Origin of the sequence: Burkholderia mycopellens (assembly GCF_964265025.1) — a bacterium.
In the GTDB taxonomy this organism is placed as follows: domain Bacteria; phylum Pseudomonadota; class Gammaproteobacteria; order Burkholderiales; family Burkholderiaceae; genus Burkholderia.
The window spans coordinates 2,619,838-2,643,726 of record NZ_OZ183802.1 but is presented as its reverse complement, the minus strand read 5'-3'; the positions used below and the strand labels follow the sequence as shown (position 1 = coordinate 2,643,726).

Annotated in this window: 18 protein-coding genes and 1 tRNA gene; 9 read left to right on the top strand and 10 right to left on the bottom strand. The window is 66.9% G+C overall.

The window, feature by feature from the left end; all coding sequences use genetic code 11:
* Positions 1 to 15: 15 nt before the first annotated feature.
* Positions 16 to 558 (top strand): FKBP-type peptidyl-prolyl cis-trans isomerase, encoded by a 543-nt coding sequence (locus tag ACPTTC_RS12195; RefSeq protein WP_175953461.1) that lies wholly within the window; start codon positions 16 to 18, stop codon positions 556 to 558.
* Here the strand turns inward: ACPTTC_RS12195 and ACPTTC_RS12190 are convergent.
* The 4 genes from ACPTTC_RS12190 to ACPTTC_RS12175 all read right to left on the bottom strand — a co-directional run bounded on the left by ACPTTC_RS12190 (position 538) and on the right by ACPTTC_RS12175 (position 7,374).
* Entirely contained in the window at positions 538 to 1,785 is a 1,248-nt protein-coding gene (locus ACPTTC_RS12190) for a hypothetical protein (RefSeq protein WP_423392624.1), read from the bottom strand. The two genes, ACPTTC_RS12195 and ACPTTC_RS12190, sit on opposite strands and share 21 nt — an antisense overlap.
* Complete coding sequence (gene mutS / locus ACPTTC_RS12185; protein ID WP_423392623.1) at positions 1,766 to 4,423, bottom strand: DNA mismatch repair protein MutS; 2,658 nt, start codon at positions 4,421 to 4,423, stop codon at positions 1,766 to 1,768. The genes ACPTTC_RS12190 and mutS overlap by 20 nt, the downstream gene beginning before the upstream one ends.
* 211 nt (positions 4,424 to 4,634) lie before the next feature.
* Positions 4,635 to 6,257, bottom strand: coding sequence for an NAD(P)/FAD-dependent oxidoreductase (locus ACPTTC_RS12180; RefSeq protein ID WP_423392622.1), 1,623 nt, complete (start codon positions 6,255 to 6,257; stop codon positions 4,635 to 4,637).
* A gap of 313 nt (positions 6,258 to 6,570) precedes the next feature.
* On the bottom strand, positions 6,571 to 7,374 hold the full coding sequence (locus ACPTTC_RS12175) for an inositol monophosphatase family protein (protein WP_039364710.1): 804 nt from the start codon (positions 7,372 to 7,374) through the stop codon (positions 6,571 to 6,573).
* Positions 7,375 to 7,654: 280 nt separating this feature from the next.
* On the opposite strand from ACPTTC_RS12175, the gene ACPTTC_RS12170 reads away from it, so the two are divergent.
* Entirely contained in the window at positions 7,655 to 8,479 is an 825-nt protein-coding gene (locus ACPTTC_RS12170; protein ID WP_423392621.1) for an RNA methyltransferase, read from the top strand.
* 302 nt (positions 8,480 to 8,781) lie between these two features.
* The gene (gene cysE, locus ACPTTC_RS12165) at positions 8,782 to 9,555 is read left to right on the top strand and encodes a serine O-acetyltransferase (protein ID WP_319000818.1); all 774 of its coding nucleotides are present in this window, start codon (positions 8,782 to 8,784) and stop codon (positions 9,553 to 9,555) included.
* A gap of 52 nt (positions 9,556 to 9,607) precedes the next feature.
* Here cysE and ACPTTC_RS12160 read toward each other — a convergent pair whose 3' ends face one another.
* The 4 genes from ACPTTC_RS12160 to ACPTTC_RS12145 all read right to left on the bottom strand — a co-directional run bounded on the left by ACPTTC_RS12160 (position 9,608) and on the right by ACPTTC_RS12145 (position 12,359).
* Positions 9,608 to 10,408, bottom strand: coding sequence for a UDP-2,3-diacylglucosamine diphosphatase (locus tag ACPTTC_RS12160; RefSeq protein WP_226196686.1), 801 nt, complete (start codon positions 10,406 to 10,408; stop codon positions 9,608 to 9,610).
* Between the two features lie 27 nt (positions 10,409 to 10,435).
* Entirely contained in the window at positions 10,436 to 10,927 is a 492-nt protein-coding gene (locus ACPTTC_RS12155; RefSeq protein ID WP_006478428.1) for a peptidylprolyl isomerase, read from the bottom strand.
* A gap of 88 nt (positions 10,928 to 11,015) precedes the next feature.
* Complete coding sequence (locus ACPTTC_RS12150; RefSeq protein WP_011352517.1) at positions 11,016 to 11,597, bottom strand: peptidylprolyl isomerase; 582 nt, start codon at positions 11,595 to 11,597, stop codon at positions 11,016 to 11,018.
* A 39-nt stretch (positions 11,598 to 11,636) separates the two neighbouring features.
* Positions 11,637 to 12,359, bottom strand: coding sequence for a tetratricopeptide repeat protein (locus tag ACPTTC_RS12145; protein WP_423392620.1), 723 nt, complete (start codon positions 12,357 to 12,359; stop codon positions 11,637 to 11,639).
* A 234-nt stretch (positions 12,360 to 12,593) separates the two neighbouring features.
* Between ACPTTC_RS12145 and cysS the strand changes: the two genes are divergently transcribed.
* The 6 genes from cysS to ACPTTC_RS12115 all read left to right on the top strand — a co-directional run bounded on the left by cysS (position 12,594) and on the right by ACPTTC_RS12115 (position 19,205).
* Entirely contained in the window at positions 12,594 to 13,991 is a 1,398-nt protein-coding gene (gene cysS / locus ACPTTC_RS12140) for a cysteine--tRNA ligase (protein ID WP_423392619.1), read from the top strand.
* A gap of 43 nt (positions 13,992 to 14,034) precedes the next feature.
* The gene (locus ACPTTC_RS12135) at positions 14,035 to 14,862 is read left to right on the top strand and encodes a DNA-3-methyladenine glycosylase family protein (protein ID WP_423392618.1); all 828 of its coding nucleotides are present in this window, start codon (positions 14,035 to 14,037) and stop codon (positions 14,860 to 14,862) included.
* Positions 14,863 to 14,965: 103 nt separating this feature from the next.
* Complete coding sequence (locus tag ACPTTC_RS12130) at positions 14,966 to 15,937, top strand: acetyl-CoA carboxylase carboxyltransferase subunit alpha (RefSeq protein WP_006478433.1); 972 nt, start codon at positions 14,966 to 14,968, stop codon at positions 15,935 to 15,937.
* A gap of 46 nt (positions 15,938 to 15,983) precedes the next feature.
* Positions 15,984 to 17,405: a tRNA lysidine(34) synthetase TilS gene (gene tilS / locus ACPTTC_RS12125; RefSeq protein WP_423392617.1), complete on the top strand. Its 1,422-nt coding sequence runs from the start codon at positions 15,984 to 15,986 to the stop codon at positions 17,403 to 17,405.
* Between the two features lie 342 nt (positions 17,406 to 17,747).
* Positions 17,748 to 19,001: an aspartate kinase gene (locus ACPTTC_RS12120; RefSeq protein ID WP_027787050.1), complete on the top strand. Its 1,254-nt coding sequence runs from the start codon at positions 17,748 to 17,750 to the stop codon at positions 18,999 to 19,001.
* Positions 19,002 to 19,111: 110 nt separating this feature from the next.
* A tRNA-Ser gene (locus ACPTTC_RS12115) sits at positions 19,112 to 19,205 on the top strand.
* A 552-nt stretch (positions 19,206 to 19,757) separates the two neighbouring features.
* Here the strand turns inward: ACPTTC_RS12115 and zwf are convergent.
* Positions 19,758 to 21,233, bottom strand: a complete 1,476-nt coding sequence (gene zwf / locus ACPTTC_RS12110; RefSeq protein WP_423392616.1) for a glucose-6-phosphate dehydrogenase — start codon at positions 21,231 to 21,233, stop codon at positions 19,758 to 19,760.
* 87 nt (positions 21,234 to 21,320) lie between these two features.
* Positions 21,321 to 23,849 (bottom strand): phosphoenolpyruvate--protein phosphotransferase, encoded by a 2,529-nt coding sequence (gene ptsP / locus ACPTTC_RS12105; RefSeq protein WP_423392615.1) that lies wholly within the window; start codon positions 23,847 to 23,849, stop codon positions 21,321 to 21,323.
* Between the last annotated feature and the right edge of the window lie 40 nt (positions 23,850 to 23,889).

The window sequence follows — 23,889 nt, the reverse complement described above, 5'->3', positions numbered from 1 at the left end:
ATTTGGGAGAATTGGATGAAAATCGCAAAAAACACCGTCGTGTCGGTCACTTACAAGCTGTCGGACGTACAGGGCAATCTGATCGAGGAAAGCGACGAGCCGATGGTCTATCTGCACGGCGGCTATGATGGCACGTTCCCCAAGATCGAGGAACAGCTCGACGGCCACGAGCCCGGCTACGAGGCGCAGGTTCAGCTCGAGCCGCAGGACGCGTTCGGCGACTACGATCCCGAACTCGTGAAGATCGAGCCGCGCGACCGTTTTCCCGAGCCGCTCGAAGTGGGTATGCAGTTCGAAGGCACGCCGGAAGACGGCGACGAGGAGGTCGATTCGCTGATCTACACGGTCACCGATATCGCCGAAGACAAGGTCGTGCTCGACGGCAACCACCCGCTGGCAGGCATGGCGCTGCGTTTCGCACTGACCGTGAAGGACGTTCGCGAAGCAACCGAAGACGAAATCGAGCATGAGCACGCGCATGGCGCAGAAGGGCTCGAAATCGTCGACGAGGACGAAGACGAAGACGGTGAAGCGCCGTCAGGGCGCACCCTGCACTGAGCTCGCAGGCAGGCCGGGCGCCGGCCCCGACGCGCCGCCCGGTGCGGCGCTGTCACCCTGCAACGGCGGCGCGACCGACGACGAGTCGGGCAGCGCCGGCAACGCGGGGATTTCCGGCATCTGCGGCAGCGGCACGTCGTCATGCGGCACGAGCGGCAGCGCGGGCGGCACAGGGAGGTTCTTCGGCACCTCCTGCAGGCTTACGTTGAAGATCGTCTGCCGTGCCGGCGACACGCTCACCTTGATCCACTGATTCGTCGGATGGCGCGGTCCGATCGCGACGCGCGTGACGTTTCCTACCAGTTCACCGTCGTCTGCGCGCAGCGGACGGTCGATCAGAAAGCCGTTCGCAAGCGGTTCGCCGCTTGCGTGCATCACGAGTATCGGGCCGCGGAACGTCGCCGCCGCCTTCACCAGCGTTCGTTTCAACTCACGGAAGCCGTCGCGCACGCGCGGCCGGTTGAAGTGCAGCCATGCGAAGCGTTCCGCGCGTTCATAGCGTTCGAACCGTGGATCGCCTTCGAACATCACCACCATCGCGCGTGCCTCGCGCCGCTTCGCGTATTCGGCCGCGTGGTCGATCCAGAAACCGTTCGCGATGATGCGATCCTCGAATTCGCCGTTGCGGCCGCCGGCCGTCAGGTAGTGGTTGTTCGGCGCCGGCGCGTTGAGCGCGACGTAGACGATGTCGTCGCGCATCCAGCGGGTGTTTTCCCGATACGGCCGGAACCGTGCGACTTCGCTTTCCCGCGTGATCTGCAGTGCGCCGGGGCCGGGCAGTGCCGAATCGGCGAGCAGCGTCTGCCGCAGGAAGTCGAGCCGCTCGACCGGGTCGTAGCCGCCGCCGGTCGCGGTGTTGCACGTTACCCAGTCGTCGTGGCCGGGAATGAACACGAGCGGCACGCGTGCCGCATCCAGGATCGCGCCGCGCTGCGAATACAGCGCATCGCGGCATGCTTCCTTCGAACCCTTGAGATTGCCTGCATAGACGACGAACGCGAGGTTGCGCTCGCGCGCGATCGCGTCGAGCAGCCGCTGGGCGGCCGGTTCGTCCGCAGGGGCGTTGATCACATCCGACACGACCGCGAACGAGTAGGGCGCGGTGCTGCGCTTCGGCGGCGCGGCCGAAGCGGTGGCTTGCGCGAGCGCGAGCACGGCTGCGACGAGCGCGGCCGCCGTGCGAGCCGGCACGCCGCGCGGGGCGCGCTTACGCGTGTCCGTCGACATCGTGCGTCCGGACCAGCGTGCGCAATTCGTACAGCAGGTCGAGCGCCTCGCGCGGCTTGAGATCGTCGGGATCGATGTCGCGCAGTTTTTCGAGCGCCGGATGCGGCGTGTCGGGCAGCGCCGGCGCGTCCGCGCATTCGAGATCGTCGGCGGCCACCGGCGGCGCGCTGAACAGGTCGAGTTGCGGCGTGTGCTGCGACGCCGACTGCTGTTCGAGATACGCGAGGTGCTTGCGCGCGGCGCGGATCACGGGCGCCGGAACGCCCGCGAGTTGCGCGACCTGCAGGCCGTAGCTCTGGTTGGCCGGGCCTTCGTTGACCGCGTGCAGGAACACGATGCCGTGGCCGTGCTCGACGGCCGACAGGTGGACGTTGGCCGCTTGCGGGAATTCGGCCGGCAGTTGCGTCAGCTCGAAGTAGTGCGTCGCGAACAGCGTGTAGCAAGCGTTGTGCGCCAGCAGGTGGCGCGCGATGGCCCACGCGAGCGCGAGGCCGTCGAACGTCGACGTGCCGCGGCCGATCTCGTCCATCAGCACGAGGCTTTGCGGCGTCGCGTCGTTGAGGATCGCAGCGGCTTCGGTCATCTCGACCATGAACGTCGAGCGGCCGCCCGCGAGATCGTCCGCCGCGCCGATGCGGGTGAAGATCCGGTCGATCGGGCCGAAGCATGCCGACTTGGCCGGCACGTAGCTGCCCACGTACGCCATCAGTGCGATCAGTGCGGTTTGCCGCATGAACGTCGACTTACCGCCCATGTTCGGGCCGGTGATCAGCAGCAGCTTGCGCTCGGTGCCGAAGCGGCAGTCGTTCGCGATGAACTGTTCGACCTGCGCTTCGACGACCGGGTGGCGGCCCTGTTCGATTTCGATGCCGATCTCGTCGGTGAAGGTCGGTGCGACCCAGTCGAGTGCGCGGGCGCGTTCGGCGAATGCGGCGAGCAGGTCGAGTTCGGCGAGCGCCGAGGCGACGCGCTGGCACTCGGGGATGAACGGCAACAGCGCCTGCAGCACCGAGTCGTACAGCGCGCGCTCGCGCGCCAGCGCGCGTTCCTGAGCGGACAACGCCTTGTCCTCGAAGGTTTTCAGTTCGGGCGTGATGTAGCGCTCGGCATTCTTCAGCGTCTGGCGGCGGCGGTAGTCGTCGGGCACCTTGTCGGTCTGGCCGCGCGTGACCTCGATGTAGAAGCCGTGCACCTTGTTGTATTCGACGCGCAGGTTCGCGATGCCGGTGCGCGTGCGTTCGCGCGCTTCGAGATCGATCAGGAACTGCCCGCAGTTCTCCGAGATGTCGCGCAGCTCGTCGAGCTCGGCATCGTAGCCGCGCGCGATTACGCCGCCGTCGCGCACCATCGCGGCCGGCTCGGGTGCAATCGCGCTCGTCAGCAGGTCGAGGCATTCGGCGGGCGGTGCGAGCGCCGCATCGACACGCGTGAGCGCATCCGCATTCGCGGCGATCGCGCTGAGGCGCTCGCGCAGCGCCGGCAGTGCGGCGAACGTGTCGCGCAGGCTCGACAGGTCGCGCGGGCGCGCCGAGAGCAGCGCGAGACGCCCGGTGATCCGTTCGACGTCGGCGATCTGGCGCAGCGCGCTGCGCAGCGCATCGAGGCTTGCGTTTGCCGGTGCGTCGAGCAGCGCACCGATCGCCTGCTGGCGCGACTGCGCGGCGACCGACGCGCGCGGCGGGTGATGCAGCCAGTGACGCAGCAGACGGCTGCCCATCGTCGTGCAGCAGGTGTCGAGCAGCGAATACAGGGTCGGCGACTCGGTGCCGCGCAACGTCTCGGTCAGTTCGAGGTTGCGGCGCGTGGCCGGATCGAGACCGATGTACTCGGTTTCATTCTCGACCTTCAGGCTGCGCACGTGCCGCAGTTGCTGCCCTTGCGTGGCCGCTGCGTAGAGCAGCAGCGCGCCGGCTGCGCCGCACGCGCTCGTGAGTGAATGCGCACCGAAACCGTCGAGGCTTGCGACATCGAGCTGGTCGCACAGGCGCTGCGTGCCCGACGCGATGTCGAAGTGCCATGCCGGTACGCGCTTGCTTGCGCCCGCGCCCGCGGGTAAGGCGTCGGTCGCGCCGTCCGGCGTCAGGATCTCGGCCGGCCGGATGCGCTCGAGCGCGGCAGCGAGCTGGTCGGGTTCGATTTCGGCGAGGCGCAACGCGCCGCTCGCGAGGTTGAGCCACGCAAGGCCGATGTTCACCGCCACGCCGCGCTTGTTGTGGCCCGTGCACATCGCAAGCAGGTAAACGTCGTTCTTGTCGGACAGAAGCGCGGCATCGGTCAGCGTGCCGGGCGTGACGACGCGCACGACCTTGCGTTCGACGGGGCCCTTCGATGTGGCCGGGTCGCCAATCTGTTCGCAGATCGCGACCGACTCGCCCATCTTCACGAGCTTCGCGAGATACTGCTCGACCGCGTGGTGCGGTACGCCGGCCATCTTGATCGGCGTGCCGGCCGACGCGCCGCGTTGCGTGAGGGTCAGGTCGAGCAGGCGAGCGGCTTTCTCCGCGTCTTCGAAAAACAGCTCGTAGAAGTCGCCCATCCGGTAGAAGACAAGCGTGTCGGGATGGTCGGCCTTGATGCGCAGGTACTGCTGCATCATCGGGGTGTGGCCGGCGAAGGCGTCGGGCGACAGCGTGGTCATAAGTCAGGCGTGAAGTTGTTGCTTTGGTTGCCCGAGTTTACCAGTGGCTTCGGCATGCACGCGCGAAGTTCGCCATTCGGCCAGGTTGCCGGAGATTGCGCGACCGGCGGCGGTCGTTCTCATGCCGCTGTCCAACCGCGCTCACGAGCGGCCAAGCGAAAGTCGGCGCCGCTCAGGTCGAGAACCTTTGCGCGCCGACTCGTTTCGTCCATCAGGCCGCGTGCGCCGACGTCATGCTGAGCGCCACCGCCTGCGCGACTTCGATTCCGTCGATGGCTGCCGAATAGATGCCGCCTGCATACCCCGCACCTTCACCAGCCGGATACAGGCCTTCGACGTTCATGCTCTGGTAATCGTCCTTGCGTCGAATCCGGATCGGTGACGACGTGCGCGTCTCGACACCGGTGAGCACCGCATCGTGCATCGCGAAGCCGGCGATCTTCTTGTCGATCTGGGGCAGGGCTTCGCGGATCGCTTCGATCACGTAGTCCGGCAGCGCGGTGCTGAGATCGGTCGGGTTCACGCCCGGCTTGTACGACGGCTCCACGGAGCCGAGCGACGTCGACGGCCGGCCCGCGATGAAATCACCGACCAGCTGGCCCGGCGCGCGGTAATCGCCGCCGCCGAGTTCGAACGCGCGCTCTTCCCATTTGCGCTGGAACGCGATGCCCGCCAGCGGGCCGCCCGGATAGTCGTCCGGCGTGATGCCGACGACGATGCCCGCATTGGCATTGCGCTCGGCCCGCGAATACTGGCTCATCCCGTTGGTGACCACGCGGCCCGGCTCGGAAGTCGCCGCGACCACCGTGCCGCCCGGGCACATGCAGAAGCTGTAGACGGCGCGGCCATTGCTGCAGTGGTGCACCACCTTGTAGTCGGCCGCGCCGAGCTGCTTGTGTCCCGCGAACTTGCCGAAGCGGCTGCGGTCGATCAGCCCCTGCGGATGCTCGATGCGAAAACCCAGCGAGAACGGCTTGGCTTCGATATAGACGCCGCGATCGTGCAGCATCTGGAAGGTGTCGCGCGCGCTGTGGCCCACGGCCAGCACCACGTGGTCGCACCGCAGCGTTTCGCCGTTCGAGAGCTTCAGCGAGCGCACCTTGCCCTGATCGATCTCGATGTCGTCGACCCGCGTTTCGAAACGCACTTCACCACCCAGTTCGTGGATGGACGCGCGCATCTTTTCCACCATGCTGACGAGTCGGAACGTGCCGATGTGCGGCCGGCTCAGGTACAGGATGTCGTCCGGCGCACCCGCCTTGACGAATTCGTCCAGCACCTTGCGGCCGTAGTGATTGGGATCCTTGATCTGGCTGTACAGCTTGCCGTCGGAAAACGTCCCGGCCCCGCCTTCGCCGAACTGCACGTTGGATTCGGGGTTGAGCACGCTCTTGCGCCACAGGCCGAAGGTGTCCTTGGTGCGCTCGCGCACGGCCTTGCCGCGTTCGAGGATGATGGGGCGGAAACCCATCTGCGCGAGGATCAGCCCCGCGAACAGGCCGCACGGCCCCATGCCGATCACGACCGGGCGCAGGAAATTGCCGTGCTCGGGCGCCTTCGTGACGAAGTGGTACGCCATGTCGGGCGTCACGCCGCAATGCGGTTTGCCGGCGAGGCGCTTGATCGCGGCCGCTTCGTCGGTGACTTCGACATCGACGATGTACGTGAGCTTGATGTCGGCGCGCTTGCGCGCATCGTGCGCACGGCGAAACACGGTGTAACGGAGGAGCCCGTCCTCGGCCACGCCAAGCTCCGCGAGGCGCTCGCGAATCGCGGCCTCAAGCGCGCTTTCGGGGTGGTCGAGGGGGAGTTTAATTTCGCTTAGCCGTAACATGGGGACTCGGATGCGATTGCCACGGCGTCGTGGCGGTGTTGATACGGTCGGGGGCCGGGAGGCCGGCGGTGTTCTCCGCCGTGCGGGCATGCCGGACGCAAACCATTCGCTGTCATTGCGGGGAAAGCGGTGCAAGCGGCAGTGCGACGACCGGCCCGAACCACTCAAGCAACTTCAGGATAGGCGCACGAAGCGACCCTTGTACGGGAAGATTGTCCCGCCTCCCGGCAACCGGGAGGCGAACGGTGCGCCGTCACGAAGGTGCCCGCGAGCGGTATGCGCGAAAGCCGCGCCACGCAGGCGCGGCCGGGGCTTACTCCGCCGCCGGATGCACGTGGGTGTAACCTTTCAGGATCGGGATCATCTGCGCGTAGATCTTCGGGTTCGCGGCGACGATTTCATGGCGATGCAGGAAATCGGCGTCGCCCGTGTAGTTGCCCACGAGGCCGCCGGCCTCGGTGATCAGCAGGCTGCCCGCTGCCATGTCCCACACGTTGATGCCCTGCTCGAAGAATGCGTCGAGGCGGCCGGCCGCGACGTTCGCGAGATCGAGTGCGGCCGCGCCCGGACGGCGCAGGCCCGTGCAGGCCTGCGTCATTTCGGTGAACAGGCGCGCATAGGCATCGAGGCCGTCCTTTTCGCGGAACGGGAAGCCCGTGCCGACCAGTGCGTCCGACAGGCGGTCGCGGCGGCCGACGCGGATGCGGCGGTCGTTCAGGTACGCGCCGCGGCCGCGGGTGGCCGTGAACAGGTCGTTCTTGTTCGGGTCGTAGACGACAGCCTGCGTGACGACGCCCTTGTGCTCGAGCGCGATCGATACGCAGTAGTACGGGAAGCCGTGGATGAAGTTGGTCGTGCCGTCGAGCGGATCGATGATCCACTTGAATTCGGATTCGTTCTCCGACTCGCCCGATTCTTCCGCGAGGATCGCGTGGTCGGGGTAGGCGGTTTTCAGCGTCTCGATGATCGCGTCTTCGGCGGCCTTGTCCACTTCGGTGACGAAGTCGTTCTGCTGCTTCTTGCGGATCTCGATCAGGTCGAGATCGAGGGACGCGCGATTGATGATCTGTCCGGCGCGGCGCGCAGCCTTGACAGCAATGTTGAGCATGGGATGCATGAGCCTGGATCCTGTAGCCGGCGGCATGGGCCGCCACGAAGTGGAACAACCGCCCGGCACGGCGCAAGCGCGGCAGGCGAGGTGAGACGCGAATTGACAAAGAACGGGGTACGACCCGCGCCGCACGGTGCGCGACGCGTAAAGGCATGATTTTACCCGATTTTCGGCGGTTTCAGGCGGCCGGAATACGGGGAAACCCCCACTATCCGTCCGGACGAGTGGGTTTGCCGCGGCGATGGCGATACCATACTGCCATTCTGATGAACCGAGTCGTATCGTAGTGGAAACCCCGCAGATCACCGCCGCGCCGTCCGAGCCGGGCGCGGCCTCGTCCTGGCCGCCGTCCGGCGGCTTCACGTCCACCCGTTTCGTGCTCGTCGAGCCGAGCCATCCCGGCAATGTCGGGGCGGCCGCCCGCGCGCTGAAGACGATGGGCTTTTCGCGTCTCGTGCTGGTCGCGCCGCGCGTGCCGCACGTGCAGAGCGATCCCGAGGCGATCGCGATGGCCAGCGGCGCGGACGACGTCCTCGCGTCCGCCCATGTCGTGCCGACGCTCGGCGACGCGCTGTCCGGCGTTCATTGGTCGATCGCGCTGACCGCGCGCACGCGCGAATATGGGCCGCCGCGCCTGGCGCCGCGTGCCGCTGCCGCGCAGGCGTGCGCGCAGGTCGGCACGGGCGACATCGCGCTCGTATTCGGCAACGAGCGCACGGGTCTCGCGAACGAGCATGTCGAGCAGTGCAGCGCGCTGGCGCATATCCCGGCGAACCCGGCCTACAGTTCGCTGAATCTCGCACAGGCCGTGCAGGTGCTCGCGTACGAGCTGCGTGTCGCGTTTCTCGAACAGGCGAGCGAGCCGTCGACGCAACCGTCGGGCGAAGCCGGCACGCTTGCGCAGAGCGACGAGATCGAGCGGATGTACGTGCACCTCGAGAACGCGCTGATCGCGCTCGATTTCCTCGATCCGCGCAACCCGAAGAAGCTGATGCCGCGGCTGCGGCGCCTGTTCGCGCGCACGGGTCTCGAGCGCGAGGAGGTCAACATCCTGCGCGGCGTCGCGAAGCACATCCTGCTGAAATCGGGCAAGCCCGACGGCGACGCGTAAGCGGCCGGCGCACGGGTTGCCGGATGTCTCGGCGCGCGGGGCAACGCCCCGTCGGGCCGGTGCGACGTCGGCCGCCGCAAGCGCCGGGGCCGATCGTTCCACCCGGTCGACCACCCCCGCAAACTCCGCAACAGCCAAGCGTTGCGCCCGAATACCCTCGCCAGCGGCGGGGTGAACTTGCGAGCTCGTGCGGCCGTTCGTGACTCGCCCTACAATCGCCGAACGTCATAAATAAATTACCTGGCGCGATAACGGCCCGTCATTGTCGGCGGTGCGCGCCGGCCTTTTCCCAGACCACAATCATGTTCACGAGACTGCGCGAAGACGTTGCAACGATTCGCGAGCGGGATCCCGCCGCTCGCAGTGCATGGGAAGTCCTGACCTGTTATCCGGGGTTGCATGCGCTCGTGCTGCATCGTTTCGCGCACGCCTGCTGGCGCGCGAAGCGCTACTGGCTCGCGCGTTTCGTGTCGCAGGCCGGCCGGTTCCTGACGGGGATCGAGATCCACCCCGGCGCGACGATTGGCCGACGCGTGTTCATCGATCACGGGATGGGTGTCGTGATCGGCGAGACGGCGATCGTCGGCGACGACTGCACGATCTATCAGGGCGTGACGCTGGGCGGCACGTCGCTCACGCGCGGCGCCAAGCGCCACCCGACGCTCGAGGCCGGCGTGATCGTCGGTGCGGGCGCGAAGGTGCTCGGCGGCTTCACGGTCGGTGCGGGTGCGAAGATCGGTTCGAACGCAGTCGTCGTGAAGCCGGTCCCGGCGGGCGGCACGGCGGTCGGCAATCCGGCGCGCGTCGTCATGCCGGCGCAGCCGAAGCCGCAGCCTGAACGTGCGGCATTCTGCGCATACGGGATCACGCCGAATGCCGACGACCCGATGTCACTCGCGATTCACGGGCTGATCGATCATGCGGCGAAGGAAAGTCGCCGCGTCGACGAGATCGTCGCCGCGCTCGAGCGGCTCGGTACGCATCTGGAAACGCTGCAGGGCGCCGATGCGGCGCGTCTCGACCTGCGCCGGCTGTCGGCGGTGCTGGAAGGAAAGACGGTCGAGCGCCAGGCGTAATGCGAAGTACGCCCACGGCTGCCCGTCGGTACGACGGCAGCGGCGGGCGGCGTCAGTCGAGCGGCATCGCGTGGATGCCTTCCGCGTCGACGCGCAGGTAGCCGCCGCGCGGCCTGCCGTGGTCGAGATCCCAGTCGGGCAGCACCCAGCGTATGCCGCCCGGTTCGGCGTGGCTCGCCGGGCGGTGCGTATGGCCGTGAATGATCACGGCCGCGCGGCTCTTTCGGAACAGTGCGGCCACGCCTTCGCGCGTGACATCGTAGATCGCCGAAGCGGGGCGCATCCGGCCCGCTTCGCTGTTTGAGCGCATGCGTTGCGCGAGCGCGCGGCGCATGCGCAACGGCCACGCGAGAAACAGCCATTGCGCGACGCGGTTGCGTGCGAAGCGGCGGAACACCTGGTAGCCGCGGTCGGCCGTGCATTGCGCGTCGCCGTGCGCGAGCACGATGCGCTGGCCGAACGCCATGATCAGCGAAGGGTCGGGCAGCAGCATCGCACCGGCTGCCTTCATGAAGCGCCTGCCGAGCAGGAAATCGCGGTTGCCGTGCATCACGTAGAGCGCGATCCCGCGTTCCGAGAGCGTGTGCATCAGCGCGGCCATGCGTGCCGCGAACGGATCGTCGTCGAGGATGTCGTCGCCGATCCAGTATTCGAACAGGTCGCCGAGGATGAACACCGAGTCGGCGCTGTCGGCGGTGTATTTCACGAAATGCTCGAACGCGGCGACCGTCTTCGGAATCGCTTCGCTCAGGTGCAGATCGGAGAGAAACAGGAACGGGCGTGCGGCTTGCGCGTATTCGCGCTCGCCCGGCACGCCCGCGGAGACGCTTCGCGGCGGACTCTCCTGCAACATCGAAGTGCCTCCGTTACTTGCTGCGCGTCAGACTACGACGGCCTTCTCGATCACGACGTCGTCAGTCGGCACGTCCTGGTGGAAACCAGCGTTGCCCGTCTTGACGCCCTTGATCTTGTCGACCACGTCCTGGCCTTCGACGACCTTGCCGAACACCGCATAGCCCCAGCCTTGCGGCGTCGGCGACGAGTGGTTCAGGAAGTCGTTGTCGTTCACGTTGATGAAGAACTGGGCGGTCGCCGAGTGCGGATCGTTCGTGCGCGCCATCGCGACCGTGTAGTTGTCGTTCTTCAGGCCGTTGTTCGCCTCGTTGTCGATCGGCGCGTCGGTCGGCTTTTGCTTCAGGCCCGGCTCGAAGCCGCCGCCCTGGATCATGAAGCCGTTGATCACGCGATGGAACACGGTGCCGTCGTAGTGGCCCTTCTTCACGTAGTTCAGGAAGTTCTCGACCGTCTTCGGTGCCTTCGCGGCGTCGAGCTCGAGCTTGATCACGCCGTGGTTCGTATGCAGTTCAACCATGATGAATTCCTTCGGTGAGGCGGTTTAAATGGCACGCGGCCGGTCGTGCGACGCGGCCGCGTGAGTCGCCGGACGGGCCGGCAGGTTCTTACTTCGAGACGATGCTGGCCGATTCGATCACGATCGGTTGCGCAGGCACGTCCTGCATCGGGCCGCGCGAGGTCGTCGCGACGCCTTCGATCTTCTTCACGACGTCGAGACCCGACACGACCTTGCCGAACACCGCATAGCCGTTGCCGTCCGGGTTCGGGTAGTCGAGGCCGCTGTTGTCGACCGTGTTGATGAAGAACTGCGCGGTGGCCGAGTTCGGATCGCTCGTGCGTGCCATCGCGATCGTGCCCGTCAGGTTCTTCAGACCATTGCGGCTCTCCAGCGGGATCGGCGCGCGGGTCGGCTTCTCCTCGAAGTTGGTCTTGTAGCCGCCGCCCTGGATCATGAAGCCCTTGATCACGCGATGGAAGATCGTGCCGTTGTACTGGCCGGCCTTCACGTAATCGAGGAAGTTGGCGACGGACTTCGGCGCCTTCTCCGGGTAGAGCTCGACGCGGATGTCGCCCTGCGAGGTCTTCAGCTGCACGACGGGGTGCGCGGTAGCCGATTGCGCGAACGCAGGTGCGGTCGCGGTCGCGAGAAGGGCGGCGCCGCCAAGCGCCAGCAACAGACGTTTCATTGCGATCCTCAGGTTGGGAGGGAAAGAAGGCCGCGCCGCTTATTGCGACGGCGCGACGTACGGTGCCGCCAGTGCGCCCGACGGACCGTTGAACTGGAACGTCGGCGACATCGGCAGCGTGGTGGTGCCCATGTTCGCGGCTGCGCGGTCGGTGTAGTCGCGCGTGGCCGGTGCGGCCGCGCGGGCGTTCGGTGCGGCCTTCGGCGGCGACACGATCTTCTGGAGATCGGCGAGGCGCTGCGCGGTCGCGCCGCTCGTGCGGCCGAGCGATTGCGCACGCTTGTACGACTCGGCCGCGAGGCGCAGGTAGAGATCGCCAAGGTTTTCGTACGCGAGCGAATAGCTCGGGTTCGATTGCGTCGCCGTGACGAGCGCGGTGCGCGCTTCGTCGTAACGGCCATGCTTCGCGTAAAGCGCCGCAAGGTTGTTGTACGGCTCGGGCAGTTCGGGGTAAGCCTGCGTGATCGCGACGAACTGCTGGATCGCGTCGTCATCGCGGTTCAGGCGTGCCAGCACGGTGCCGCGCTTGAACTGCGCCTGCACGTCGTGCGGGTTCGATGCGATGCGCGCGTCGAGCTGCGCGAGCGCCTGCTTCCACTGCTTGCCGGCGATCGACGAGTCGATTTCGGGCGTGCCGTCGGCGGTGGCCGGGGCCTTCTGCGCATGCGCCGCGGGGGCCGCGAAAAGCGTCAGCGCGACGCCCATGACGGTGGTCGCAACGAGGGTCGCAGCGCTCTGCGCGCGGCCGCGATGAGGTTTCATAGGCGTAAATCGGAATGTTATACTCCGAGCCATTCTAACAAAACGTCTGCGCGTTCCGGCGAGCGGCAGACAGTCTTTCTTTGCCTCTCGTGGCCGTCACCGCTGTGCTTGCAGCCTGACCGCCCCATGTGATATCGAGGACGCTCGGCCTGGTGCCGCAGCAGATGGTCCGTCCGTTTCGCATGCTGGGCGAGCTTCGCCAGGGCGGTTTCCTTCGGCTCACGGTTCATCTCTATGGAATCACTGCGCATCTACAACACGCTCGCGCGTGACAAGCAAGTTTTCGTGCCGCGCCAGTCCGGCGAAGTGCGGATGTACGTATGCGGAATCACCGTATACGACTATTGTCACGTGGGCCACGCGCGCATGCTGGTCGTGTTCGACCTCGTCCAGCGCTGGTTGCGTGCGATCGGTTACCGGGTCACGTATGTGCGTAACATTACCGACATCGACGACAAGATCATCCGCCGCGCGGTCGAGAACGGCGAAACGATCAAGTCGCTGACCGACCGGTTCATCGGCGCGATGCACGACGATGAAAGCGCACTCGGTATCCAGCGGCCCGACATCGAGCCGCGCGCGACCGAGTTCATTCCGCAGATGCTCGGCATGATCGAGACGCTCGAGACGAACGGCTACGCGTACCAGGCGACCGACGGCGACGTCAATTACTCGGTGCGCAAGTTCGCGAACTACGGGAAGCTGTCGGGCAAGTCGCTCGACGATCTGCGCGCGGGTGAGCGCGTCGCCGCGAACGACGCAAAGGAAGATCCGCTCGATTTCGTGCTGTGGAAACGCGCGAAGCCGGAAGATCCGGAAGGCGCGTCCTGGGCGTCGAAGTACGGGATGGGGCGCCCGGGCTGGCACATCGAGTGCTCGGCGATGGGCTGCACGCTGCTCGGCGCGCATTTCGACATCCACGGCGGCGGGCAGGACCTGCAATTCCCGCACCACGAGAACGAGATCGCGCAGAGCGAAGGCGCGACCGGCCAGACGTTCGTCAATTACTGGATGCACAACGGCTTCGTGCAGGTCGACAACGAGAAGATGTCGAAATCGCTCGGCAACTTCTTCACGATCCGCGAAGTGCTCGAGCGCTACGATGCCGAAGTCATGCGCTTCTTCATCGTTCGCACGCACTACCGTTCGCCGCTCAATTACAGCGACGTGCATCTCGACGATGCGCGCGCGTCGCTCACGCGTCTGTACACCGCGCTGAAAGATGTTGAAGCCGACCCGCTCGCGCTCGACTGGAACGAGCCGCACGCGCAGCGTTTCGCGGCCGCGATGAACGACGACTTCAACACGCCGGTCGCGGTGGCGACGCTGTTCGAGCTGGCGGGCGAGGTGAATCGCACGCGCGACGCATCGCTCGCGCGGCAACTGAAACAGCTGGCGGGCCTGCTCGGCCTGCTGGGCCGCGAACCGCGCGCGTTCCTGCAGCAGGCGTTGGGCGCCGCGCAGGCGGGCGGGCTTGCCGCCGACGAGATCGAAGCGAAGATCGCCGCGCGCGTCGCGGCGAAGCAAGCGAAGGACTATGCCGAAGCGGACCGGATCCGGGCGGAACTGCTTGAGACCGGTATCGCACTTGAAGACAAACCGGGCGGATCGACCGAATGGCGTCGCGTATGAGCGCGGTGCGTTCCACTGACCGATCCGTCAGGTAGGAGGCAAGATGGCAACGGCCAGAAAAGCGCCGGTCAGGCGCGCGACCCCGGTCGCCGCGCGTCCGGCAGCCAAGCGCGTGCCGCCGGAGAAGACGGACGCGACGCGCGCCGTGCCGAACGGCGCGCTCAACGGTCATGCGCAGCCGGCGGCTGCGCAGCCGGCCGCCGACGCGGCCCGCAAGGCCCGTGCGTCCGAAGCGGACCGCGAGGAGGTCGTCGTGCGTCCTGCTTACTGGGACAAGGCATGCGCCGACCTCGTCAAGCGCGACCGGATCCTGAAGAAACTGATTCCGAAGTTCGGTCCCGCGCATCTCGTGAAGCGCGGCGACCCGTTCGTCACGCTCGCACGCTCGGTCGTCGGCCAGCAGATTTCGGTGCCGTCGGCGCAGTCGCTGTGGGCGCGCATCGGGGATGCCTGTCCGAAACTCGCCCCGCAGCCGGTGATCCGGCTCGGCGCGGACAAGCTGATCGCGTGCGGGCTGTCGAAGCGCAAGACGGAATACATTCTCGATCTCGCGCAGCATTTCGTGTCGGGTGCGCTGCACGTCGACAAATGGACGTCGATGGACGACGAGGACGTGATCGCGGAACTGACGCAGATCCGCGGCATCAGCCGCTGGACGGCCGAGATGTTCCTGATCTTCAACCTGTCGCGGCCGGACGTCCTGCCGCTCGACGATCCTGGCCTGATCCGCGCGATCAGCGTCAATTACTTCAGTGGGGAACCCGTTACGCGCAGCGAGGCGCGCGAGGTGGCGGCCAACTGGGAACCGTGGCGTACCGTCGCGACCTGGTACATGTGGCGCAGCCTCGATGCGCCCGACGGCGACGCCTGAACGTTGGCTATCGGGTTTTAAACATCAATAGTTGAGAGCCGGTTTTGAGCGTCGCCCGCGCGGGTAGAATACGCGCTGCCGCAAGACCCAAGGATTCGAACACATGAAGACCACGTTTCTGGATTTCGAACAGCCGATCGCCGAACTCGAGGCCAAGATCGAAGAGCTGCGATTCGTGCAGGACGACTCGGCTGTCGACATTTCGGAAGAAATCGAGCGGCTGTCGAAGAAAAGCCAGCAACTGACGAAAGACCTCTACGCGAACCTGTCGCCGTGGCAGGTTTCGCAGATCGCGCGGCACCCGCAGCGCCCGTACACACTCGATTACGTTGCGGAACTGTTTACCGATTTTCACGAGCTGCACGGCGACCGGGCATTCGCGGACGATCTGTCGATCGTCGGGGGGCTCGCGCGCTTCGGCGGCCATCCTTGCATGGTGATCGGTCACCAGAAGGGCCGCGACACGAAGGAGCGCGCCGCGCGCAACTTCGGGATGCCGCGTCCGGAAGGCTATCGCAAGGCCGAACGCCTGATGCGTCTCGCCGAGAAGTTCGGGCTGCCGATCTTCACGTTCGTCGACACGCCGGGCGCGTACCCGGGCATCGGCGCGGAAGAGCGCGGCCAGTCGGAGGCGATCGGCCGCAACCTGTACGTGATGGCCGAGCTGAAGACGCCGATCATCACGACGGTGATCGGCGAAGGCGGTTCGGGCGGCGCGCTCGCGATCGCGGTGGCCGACACCGTGATGATGCTGCAATTCTCGACCTACTCGGTGATCTCGCCGGAAGGCTGCGCGTCGATCCTGTGGAAGAGTGCCGCGAAGGCGCCGGAAGCAGCGGAAGCGCTGGGCCTGACCGCGCACCGCCTGAAGGCGCTGGGCCTGATCGACAAGATCATCAACGAACCGCTCGGCGGCGCGCATCGCGATCCGAAGGGCATGGCTGCGCTGCTGCGCCGTGCGCTGGCCGATTCGCTGCGCCAGTTCCAGGGCATGAGTATCGATGCGCTGCGCGAGCGCCGCTTCGAGCGCCTGATGGCCTACGGCAAGTTCAAGGAAACCACGCCGGGCGCATGACCGGCTGCGTCCTCCATTCGCGCGCCGCTGTGCGCGCGTGCCTCTCGTGATTCCGCCAACCGAATTCTCCGCCGACCGCGTTGTCCTCGACGCGGTCGGCGTTGCGCTTTCCGGCATGCCGCCCGATGCACGCATCGCGATCGCGTACAGCGGCGGCCTCGACTCGACGGTGCTGCTCGACGCGGCAGTGCGCGTCGCGGGCGCGTCGCGCTGTGTCGCGCTGCACGTGCATCACGGGCTGAGTGCGAATGCCGACGCGTGGGTCGCGCATGCCGAGGCGAGCGCGGCAGGGCTCGGGGTCGCATTCGAGTCGATGCGCGTCGACGTGCCGCGCGACAGCGGCCTGGGTGTCGAGGCGACGGCGCGCGAGCGACGCTATGCGGCGCTCGACGAGATGTGCGAACGCCACGGCGCGGCTGCGCTGTGGCTCGCGCAGCATGCGGACGACCAGGCCGAGACCGTGTTGCTGCAGTTGTTGCGCGGCGCGGGGATCGCGGGGCTTGCCGCCATGGCGCCGCGTTACCGTCCTGACGGCGTGAGCGTCGAGCGTGTGCGTCCGCTGCTGCGACTGTTGCGAGCGCAACTCGAGCGCTATGCGACGCAGCACGACCTGGCATGGATCGACGACGAATCGAACAATGACACGCGCTACGCGCGCAATGCGTTGCGCATCGACGTGCTGCCGGCGCTGGCCGTGCATTTCCCGGGCTTTCGCGACGCGCTCGGCCGTGCGGCCCAGCATGCGGCGGCCGCACAGCGACTGCTCGACGATCTGGCCGAACTCGACTTCGCCGTGGCCGCGCGCGATGACGGGCAGGCGCTGTCGCGCGACGCACTGGTCGCGTTCGACGATACGCGCGGCGCGAACCTGCTGCGCTTCTGGATGCGCCGGCTCGGTCTGCCGGGTGCGTCGGCCGCCCGGCTCGCCAACATGATGCGGCAGTTGCGTGCCACACATGTCGCCCATGCGCTGCGCGTCGATCACGCGGGGCAATGCCTGCGCCTTTATCGCGATGTCGTCTATTGGGAAGCGGGCGACAGCAGCGAACCGGCCGATGACGGCACCGGGAGCCCGTATCCGGAAGCGGTGCTCGCGTGGGACGGGCAGGAAGTCTGGCACCTGCCGGGTTGGCGCGGCACGTTCGTGTTCGCGCCGGCCGATCCGGGAAGCGCCGATGCGGTGCCGGAGGCGCTGCTGCGCGACGCGCGGCTCGCGGCGCGTGCCCGCGCGGGCGGCGAGCGGATGCGCACGTCGCCGGGCGGCCCGGGCCGTACGCTGAAGAATCTGTTCCAGGAGCGCGGCGTGCCTGCCTGGCAGCGCGACGTGCCGCTGCTGTTCGCTGGCGACTTGCTGATCTACGTGCCGCGCCTTGGCGTGAACCGCGATGCCGGCGTGACCGGTGGTGGGGCGCTCGGCGACGGCGCGTGGCGCCGGATCGAGTGGCGTCCGGACCTGCTGATCGCATGACGGCGGCAGGCCGCCTGCGGCCCGATGGCACGCCCATTTTCACCATTTGGTAAACAGCGCCGGAACGGCCCCGGACGCCGCGAGCGGCTTGTCAAGTGGGCCTCTATCGGGTACGCTCGGTCGTTTGCTCGGCTCGATTTTTGAGCGATTTGTGCAGGTTTTCCGCGTGACGTACCCGGTTTGCGCGGCCTGATCGGCCTTCCGGGCAAAATCCGTCACGCTTGCGTGTTGCGTCCCAGCCGTCCCCCTCGTCGTCCGTCCACAGCCACAAGCCGCGTGACCGAACGGCTACGCGGCCTGCCCAGCGCGCCCGTGCGGTTTCTCCTCCAGTTCAGAACGACAATGGCACTCATCGTACACAAATACGGCGGCACTTCGATGGGCTCGGTCGAGCGCATCAAGAACGTCGCGAAACGCGTCGCAAAATGGCATCAGGCCGGGCACCAGATGGTGGTCGTGCCTTCGGCGATGTCCGGCGAAACCAACCGTCTGCTCGGTCTTGCGAAAGAGATTTCGAGCCAGCCGAGCCCGCGCGAGCTCGACATGATCGCGTCGACGGGCGAGCAGGTCAGCGTCGGCCTGCTGTCGATCGCGCTGCAGGAAATCGGCGTCGAGGCCGTGAGCTACGCAGGCTGGCAAGTGCCGATCAAGACCGACAGCGCGTTCACGAAAGCGCGCATTCACTCGATCGATGACGAACGCGTGAAGGCCGATCTGAATGCAGGCAAGGTCGTGATCATCACGGGCTTCCAGGGCGTCGATCCGGACGGTCACATCACGACGCTGGGCCGTGGCGGCTCGGATACGTCGGCGGTGGCGGTCGCGGCTGCGCTGGGTGCCGAAGAGTGCCTGATTTATACGGACGTCGACGGCGTCTACACGACGGATCCGCGCGTCGTCGAAGAGGCGCGACGCCTCGATCGCGTGACGTTCGAGGAAATGCTGGAAATGGCCAGCCTCGGCTCGAAGGTCCTGCAGATCCGCTCGGTCGAATTCGCTGGCAAATACCAGGTGAAGACGCGTGTGCTGTCGAGCCTGACCGATCCGCTGATTGCGCTCGACGAAGAAATGCGCTCGGGCACCCTGATTACTTTTGAAGAAGACGAGACCATGGAAAAGGCAGTCATTTCCGGCATCGCGTTCCAGCGCGACGAAGCACGCATTGCTGTGATGGGCGTGCCCGACAAGCCGGGCATCGCGTATCAGATCCTCGGCCCGGTCGCGGATGCGAACGTCGACGTCGACATGATCATCCAGAACCAGAGCGTCCAGGGCAAAACCGACTTCACGTTCACGGTCGGCCGCGGCGACTACCAGAAGGCGATGGACATCCTCACCAACCAGGTGAAGGGCCACGTGAATGCCGAGCAGGTGCAGGGCGATCCGAAGGTGTCGAAGGTGTCGGTCGTCGGCGTCGGCATGCGTTCGCACGTGGGCGTCGCGAGCAAGATGTTCCGCACGCTGTCGGAAGAGGGCATCAACATCCAGATGATCTCGACGTCCGAAATCAAGATTTCGGTGCTGATCGACGAGAAATACATGGAACTGGCCGTCCGCGCGCTGCACAAGGCATTCGAACTCGACCAGGCATCGTGAATTTTTCGTGATGCATTGAAGAAAATGCATCACGGAAATTGACGGGCGGTTCGAAACCCTATATTATTTCGTTCTCGTCGCACTGCCTCCCTGGTGCGAGCGAAAGTTTGGGAGACGTGGCCGAGAGGTCGAAGGCACTCCCCTGCTAAGGGAGCATCTGGGCCAAAACCTGGATCGAGGGTTCGAATCCCTCCGTCTCCGCCAAAAGCGGTGACAAAGCCCCGCAAGTTCTCGGACTTGCGGGGCTTTTTCTTTTTCAGCCCATCGGTCGCGTCGGCCTATCAGCTTCCGGCGACACGCATCGCTTGAGCGTGAACGGCAGGTCGTTGTCGAGTTTGCTGTGCGCGGCCGGCTGGCTCGGGAAGAAGCGCGCGATGGTGAGAGGCCAAGTTCGGTGGGCGGGACGCTGAAGTTCTCACGTCCGGGACACCATATTCACGGTCATGCGCCGTCGCAATTGCGAAAAACTTCAACTCACCGCTTGAGCTTGCGAAGGAAGCGCCGCGCGGCAAGAGCGTGAAGAAGGGTGCGCGGAGCAAGGCGGAGTAGGGTCGACCGGCGCGGCGCAATGCGGTGGTCGGCGTCGTCGTCGCGCCATGGGCAGAGCGTATGGCGGCGGCGGTGCGGGCGCGGACGGCTCTGCTCACCTGTGTGCCCCGGAGCGGCGTCGCGCGGCGCGATGCTCCGCCGCTTGCCGCATCCGACAACCCGGCGTGCCGCGCGAGCCGCCTCCACCCCGGCATCGTCGCCGCGCGCTCAGATCTCCTCGGACCAGACCATGTTTTCGCGCGCCATCAGCGCGGACGATGCCGCCGGTCCGAAGGTGCCGGCGATATAGCTGCGCGGCTTGTCGCCGAGTGCCTTCCAGCCCTTGAGGATCGGATCGACCCAGGCCCAGGCCGCCTCGAGTTCGTCGCACCGCATGAAATGCGTCAGGCGGCCGCGAATCACATCGATCAGCAGGCGCTCGTACGCTTCGGCCCGGCGCCCGGCGAGCGCCTGCTGCAAATCGAGATTCAGGCTGACCGGCAGCACTTGCAAGCCGCTGCCCGGCTCCTTCGCGAGCATCTGCAACTGGATCGATTCCTCGGGCTGGAGCTGGATCACGAGGCGGTTTCCGTGACTGTACGGCCCATGCGGAATGATCGAGAACGGCATGTCCGCGAACTCGATGACGATCTCCGAACGCCGCTCGCGCAAGCGCTTCCCGGTCCGCAGAAAGAACGGCACGTTGGCCCAGCGCCAGTTGTTGATCTGCGCGCGCAGGGCGACGAAGGTTTCCGTGCCGCTGCCGGCCGGCACGTCGGTCTCGTCCGGGTATCCCTTGACCGATTCGCCGTCCACCGCGCCCGCCGTGTACTGGCCGCGCACCGTGTCGCGGGCGATCGTCTCGGGCGTCATCGGCCGCAGCGAACGCAGCACCTTCAGTTTCTCGTCCCGGACCGCATCGGGATCGAGCGAGACCGGCGGCTCCATCGCGACGATGCACAGCAGTTGCAGCAGGTGGTTCTGAACCATGTCGCGCATCGCGCCGGTGTCGTCGTAGAAACCCGCACGACTGCCGACGCCGACCGATTCCGCGACCGTGATCTGCACGCTCTTGATATACGGCGTCTGCCACAGCGGCCCGAAGATCGCGTTGCCGAAGCGCAGCACCATCAGGTTCTGCACGGTCTCCTTGCCGAGGTAGTGGTCGATCCGGTAGATGCGGTCTTCCGGGAAGTGGCGCCCGACCGATGCGTTGATGGCCTTCGCCGACGCGAGGTCGTGTCCGAGCGGCTTCTCCAGCACGACCCGTGCGCGGTCGTCGACCAGTCCGCAGCGGGCCAGGTTGTCGCACACCGTCTCGAACAGGCTCGGCGCGGTCGCGAGATAGAACACACGCAACGCGTCGCCGCGCATCTTCCCGGCGAGATGGCCATATGCGTCCGCGACGCCGGCGTCGACGCACGCATAGTCGAAGCGCGACAGGAAGCTGTCCCACGCTTGCGGATTCAGCGCGTGATCGTCGACGAACGGCCGCGAGTGCTGCTCGACGAAGTCCAGGTAGCGCTCGCGCGACCAGTCGCTGCGGCCCACCGCGACGATGCGCGTCGCGTCGGGCAGGCTGCCGTGCAGGTGCGCCATGTAGAGCGCCGGCAGCAGCTTGCGCGCGGACAGGTCGCCGGCGCCGCCGAAGATCACCATGTCGAGCGGCTGATCGAGCGCGGATGAAGAAGCGGAAGTAGTCATCGTGCAGGTATTGAATCCATGTTTGACAAACGGGGCGAGGGGACGCGCGAGGCGCGCGTCGTGGCGCGTCGTGGCGCGTCCGCCCGGTCAGCTCGCGATTGCGCGGCGCACCTGTGCAGCGCTGCCGAGCGTCAGCGCGTGCCGGGCCAGCTTCCGGCAGGCATTGAAATCGAGCGCCGCCAGTTCCGCCTTGATCGCGGCGATCGCCGGCACGCTGACCGACAACTCGTCGACACCGAGTCCGACGAGAAGCGCGGTCGCGGCGGGATCGGAAGCCATCGCGCCGCAGACGCCGACCCATTTCCCGTGCGCGTGCGCGCCCGACACCGTCAGGTCAATCATCTTCAGCACGGCCGGATGCAGCGTATCCACCTGCGCCGACAGCTTCGCGTGGCCGCGATCGATCGCCAGCGTATATTGCGCAAGGTCGTTGGTGCCGATCGAAAAGAAATCGACCTCCTGCGCCAGCGCCTCGACGATCGCGACGGCGGCCGGTACTTCGACCATCACGCCGATCTTGACGGGATGCGGACACGTTTGCTGTTCCTCCCGCAGGATACGTTTCGCCGCCAGCACCTCGTCGAGATCGGACACCATCGGGAACATGACGTGGAGATCCCCATGGGGCGCTGCGCGCAGCATCGCGCGCAACTGGCTGCGGAACAGATCCGGGTAGGCGAGGCTCACGCGGATGCCCCGCAGGCCGAGAAACGGATTGGTCTCCTTCGGCAGCGGCAGGTAGCGCAGCGGCTTGTCGCCGCCGACGTCGAGCGTGCGGACCACGCACTTCCGGTGCCGGCCGAGTTCGGCCGCGACCGCCTCGTAGGCGGCCGCCTGCTCGTCCTCGCCCGGCGCGGCCGCCCGATCCTCGAACAGGAATTCCGAACGCAGCAGCCCGACGCCTTCGGCGCCGGCCGCCAGCGCCTGCCTGGTGTCCGCCGCGTCGCGCACGTTCGCGACGACCTCCACGCGATGGCCGTCGCGCGTGCTGCCGATTCGGTGTGCGTCCCGCTCGTTCGCGCTGCGCTGCGCGGCGGCGGCGTCCATGCGCCGCGTCACGTCGGCGAGCAGTTCCGGATCGGGATCGATCCGGAGCGTGCCCGCCGTGCCGTCGAGCACCGCGGTCACGCCGTCGCTCAGCGATAGCGCCGCCGTATCGATGCCGCAGATCGCCGGGATTCCCATCGACCGCGCCAGAATCGCCACGTGACTGGTCGGTCCGCCCGATACCGTGCACAGGCCGACGACCCGGTCGCGATCCAGCGCGACCGTGTCCGACGGCGTCAGGTCGTCGGCCAGCACGATCGACTGCGCGTTCAGCACCGGCAGCGCGCGTCGCACGCCGGTCAGCAGGGACGTCACGCGCAGGCCGACATCGCGGATGTCCGACGCCCGTTCGCGCAGCAGCGGGCTCGCATGCGCGGCCAGCCGCCCGGCCACCGCCCGGCAGGCCTGGTGCCACGCGCCCGGCGCGTTCGAGCCGGCGCGCAACGCGGCTTCCGCGGCATCGATCAGCGCCGGATCGTCGAGCAGCGCGAGATGCGCTTCCATGATCTCGGCCTGACAGGCGCCGGCTCCGCCGTGACCGGCCACCAGTGCCTGTATCTGTTCGCCCGCCAGCCGCAGCGCCGCGAACAGGCGCGCTCGTTCTTCGTCGAAGGTGCCGCCGGTCTCGTCGAATTCGAGTTCGGCGGCGCGCCACTGCACGATGCGGCCGACCGCGAGCCCCGGCGACGCTGGCACGCCCGCGAATGCGCCGTCCGCCGGATCGGTTGCTGCCGCCGCGCTGCGCGTCGTGGCCAGCCCGGACGGCCCGGCCGCGGCGACGCGCTCGAGACGCTCGCCGCAGCCATCCCGCAGCACGCCCACGAGCCGGTCGAGCGCCTGCGCGGCGTCGGGGCCGCGCGCGCTCAGCCGGACTGGATCGCCTTGCCGCGTCGCGAGCGCCATCACCTCGACGGCCGATTTGGCATCCGCGCCGAGCGTCCCGCACGACAGCACGATGTGCGCGGAGAATGACCGGGCTTCCCTGGCCAGCACGGCGGCCGGCCGCGCATGCAGGCCCGCCGGATTCGGCAGTTCGACGAACGGCGCGTACAGCCACTCGCCGTCCGGTTCGGGCGCCGGGCCTTCGTTCCCGCGCGCCGCGAGATGCAGCGTCAGCAGCACGCTCTTGCCGGCTTCGACGAGGCCGTCGCGTTTGTCGATTTGCGACACGCATTCGCCGTTGACGACGACGATTTCCGTGAGCACGCTCGCCGCGTGCGCGGCGACGTGCGCGAAGTCGACGCGCAACAGGGGTTGCCCGGCGCGCACGTCGTCGCCCTTGCGCACGAGCGCCTCGAAACCCTCGCCGTCGAGCATGACCGTGTCGATGCCGACGTGCACCATGATCCTGATGCCCCCGTCGCCCTCGATGACGACCGCGTGCCGGGATGCGTGCAGATCGATGACCCGGCCGTCGATCGGCGCCAGGACGACGTCGGTTTCCGGATCGATCGACAGGCCGTCGCCGACCATCTTTTGCGCGAAGGCGGGATCCGGCACGTTCTCGATCGGGACGATCGTCCCGGAGAGCGGCGCCAGCACGGTGACGTGATTCGGTTGAGTCGACATATTGCACTCCAGATGAATTGCATCGTGAATATGAAACTGC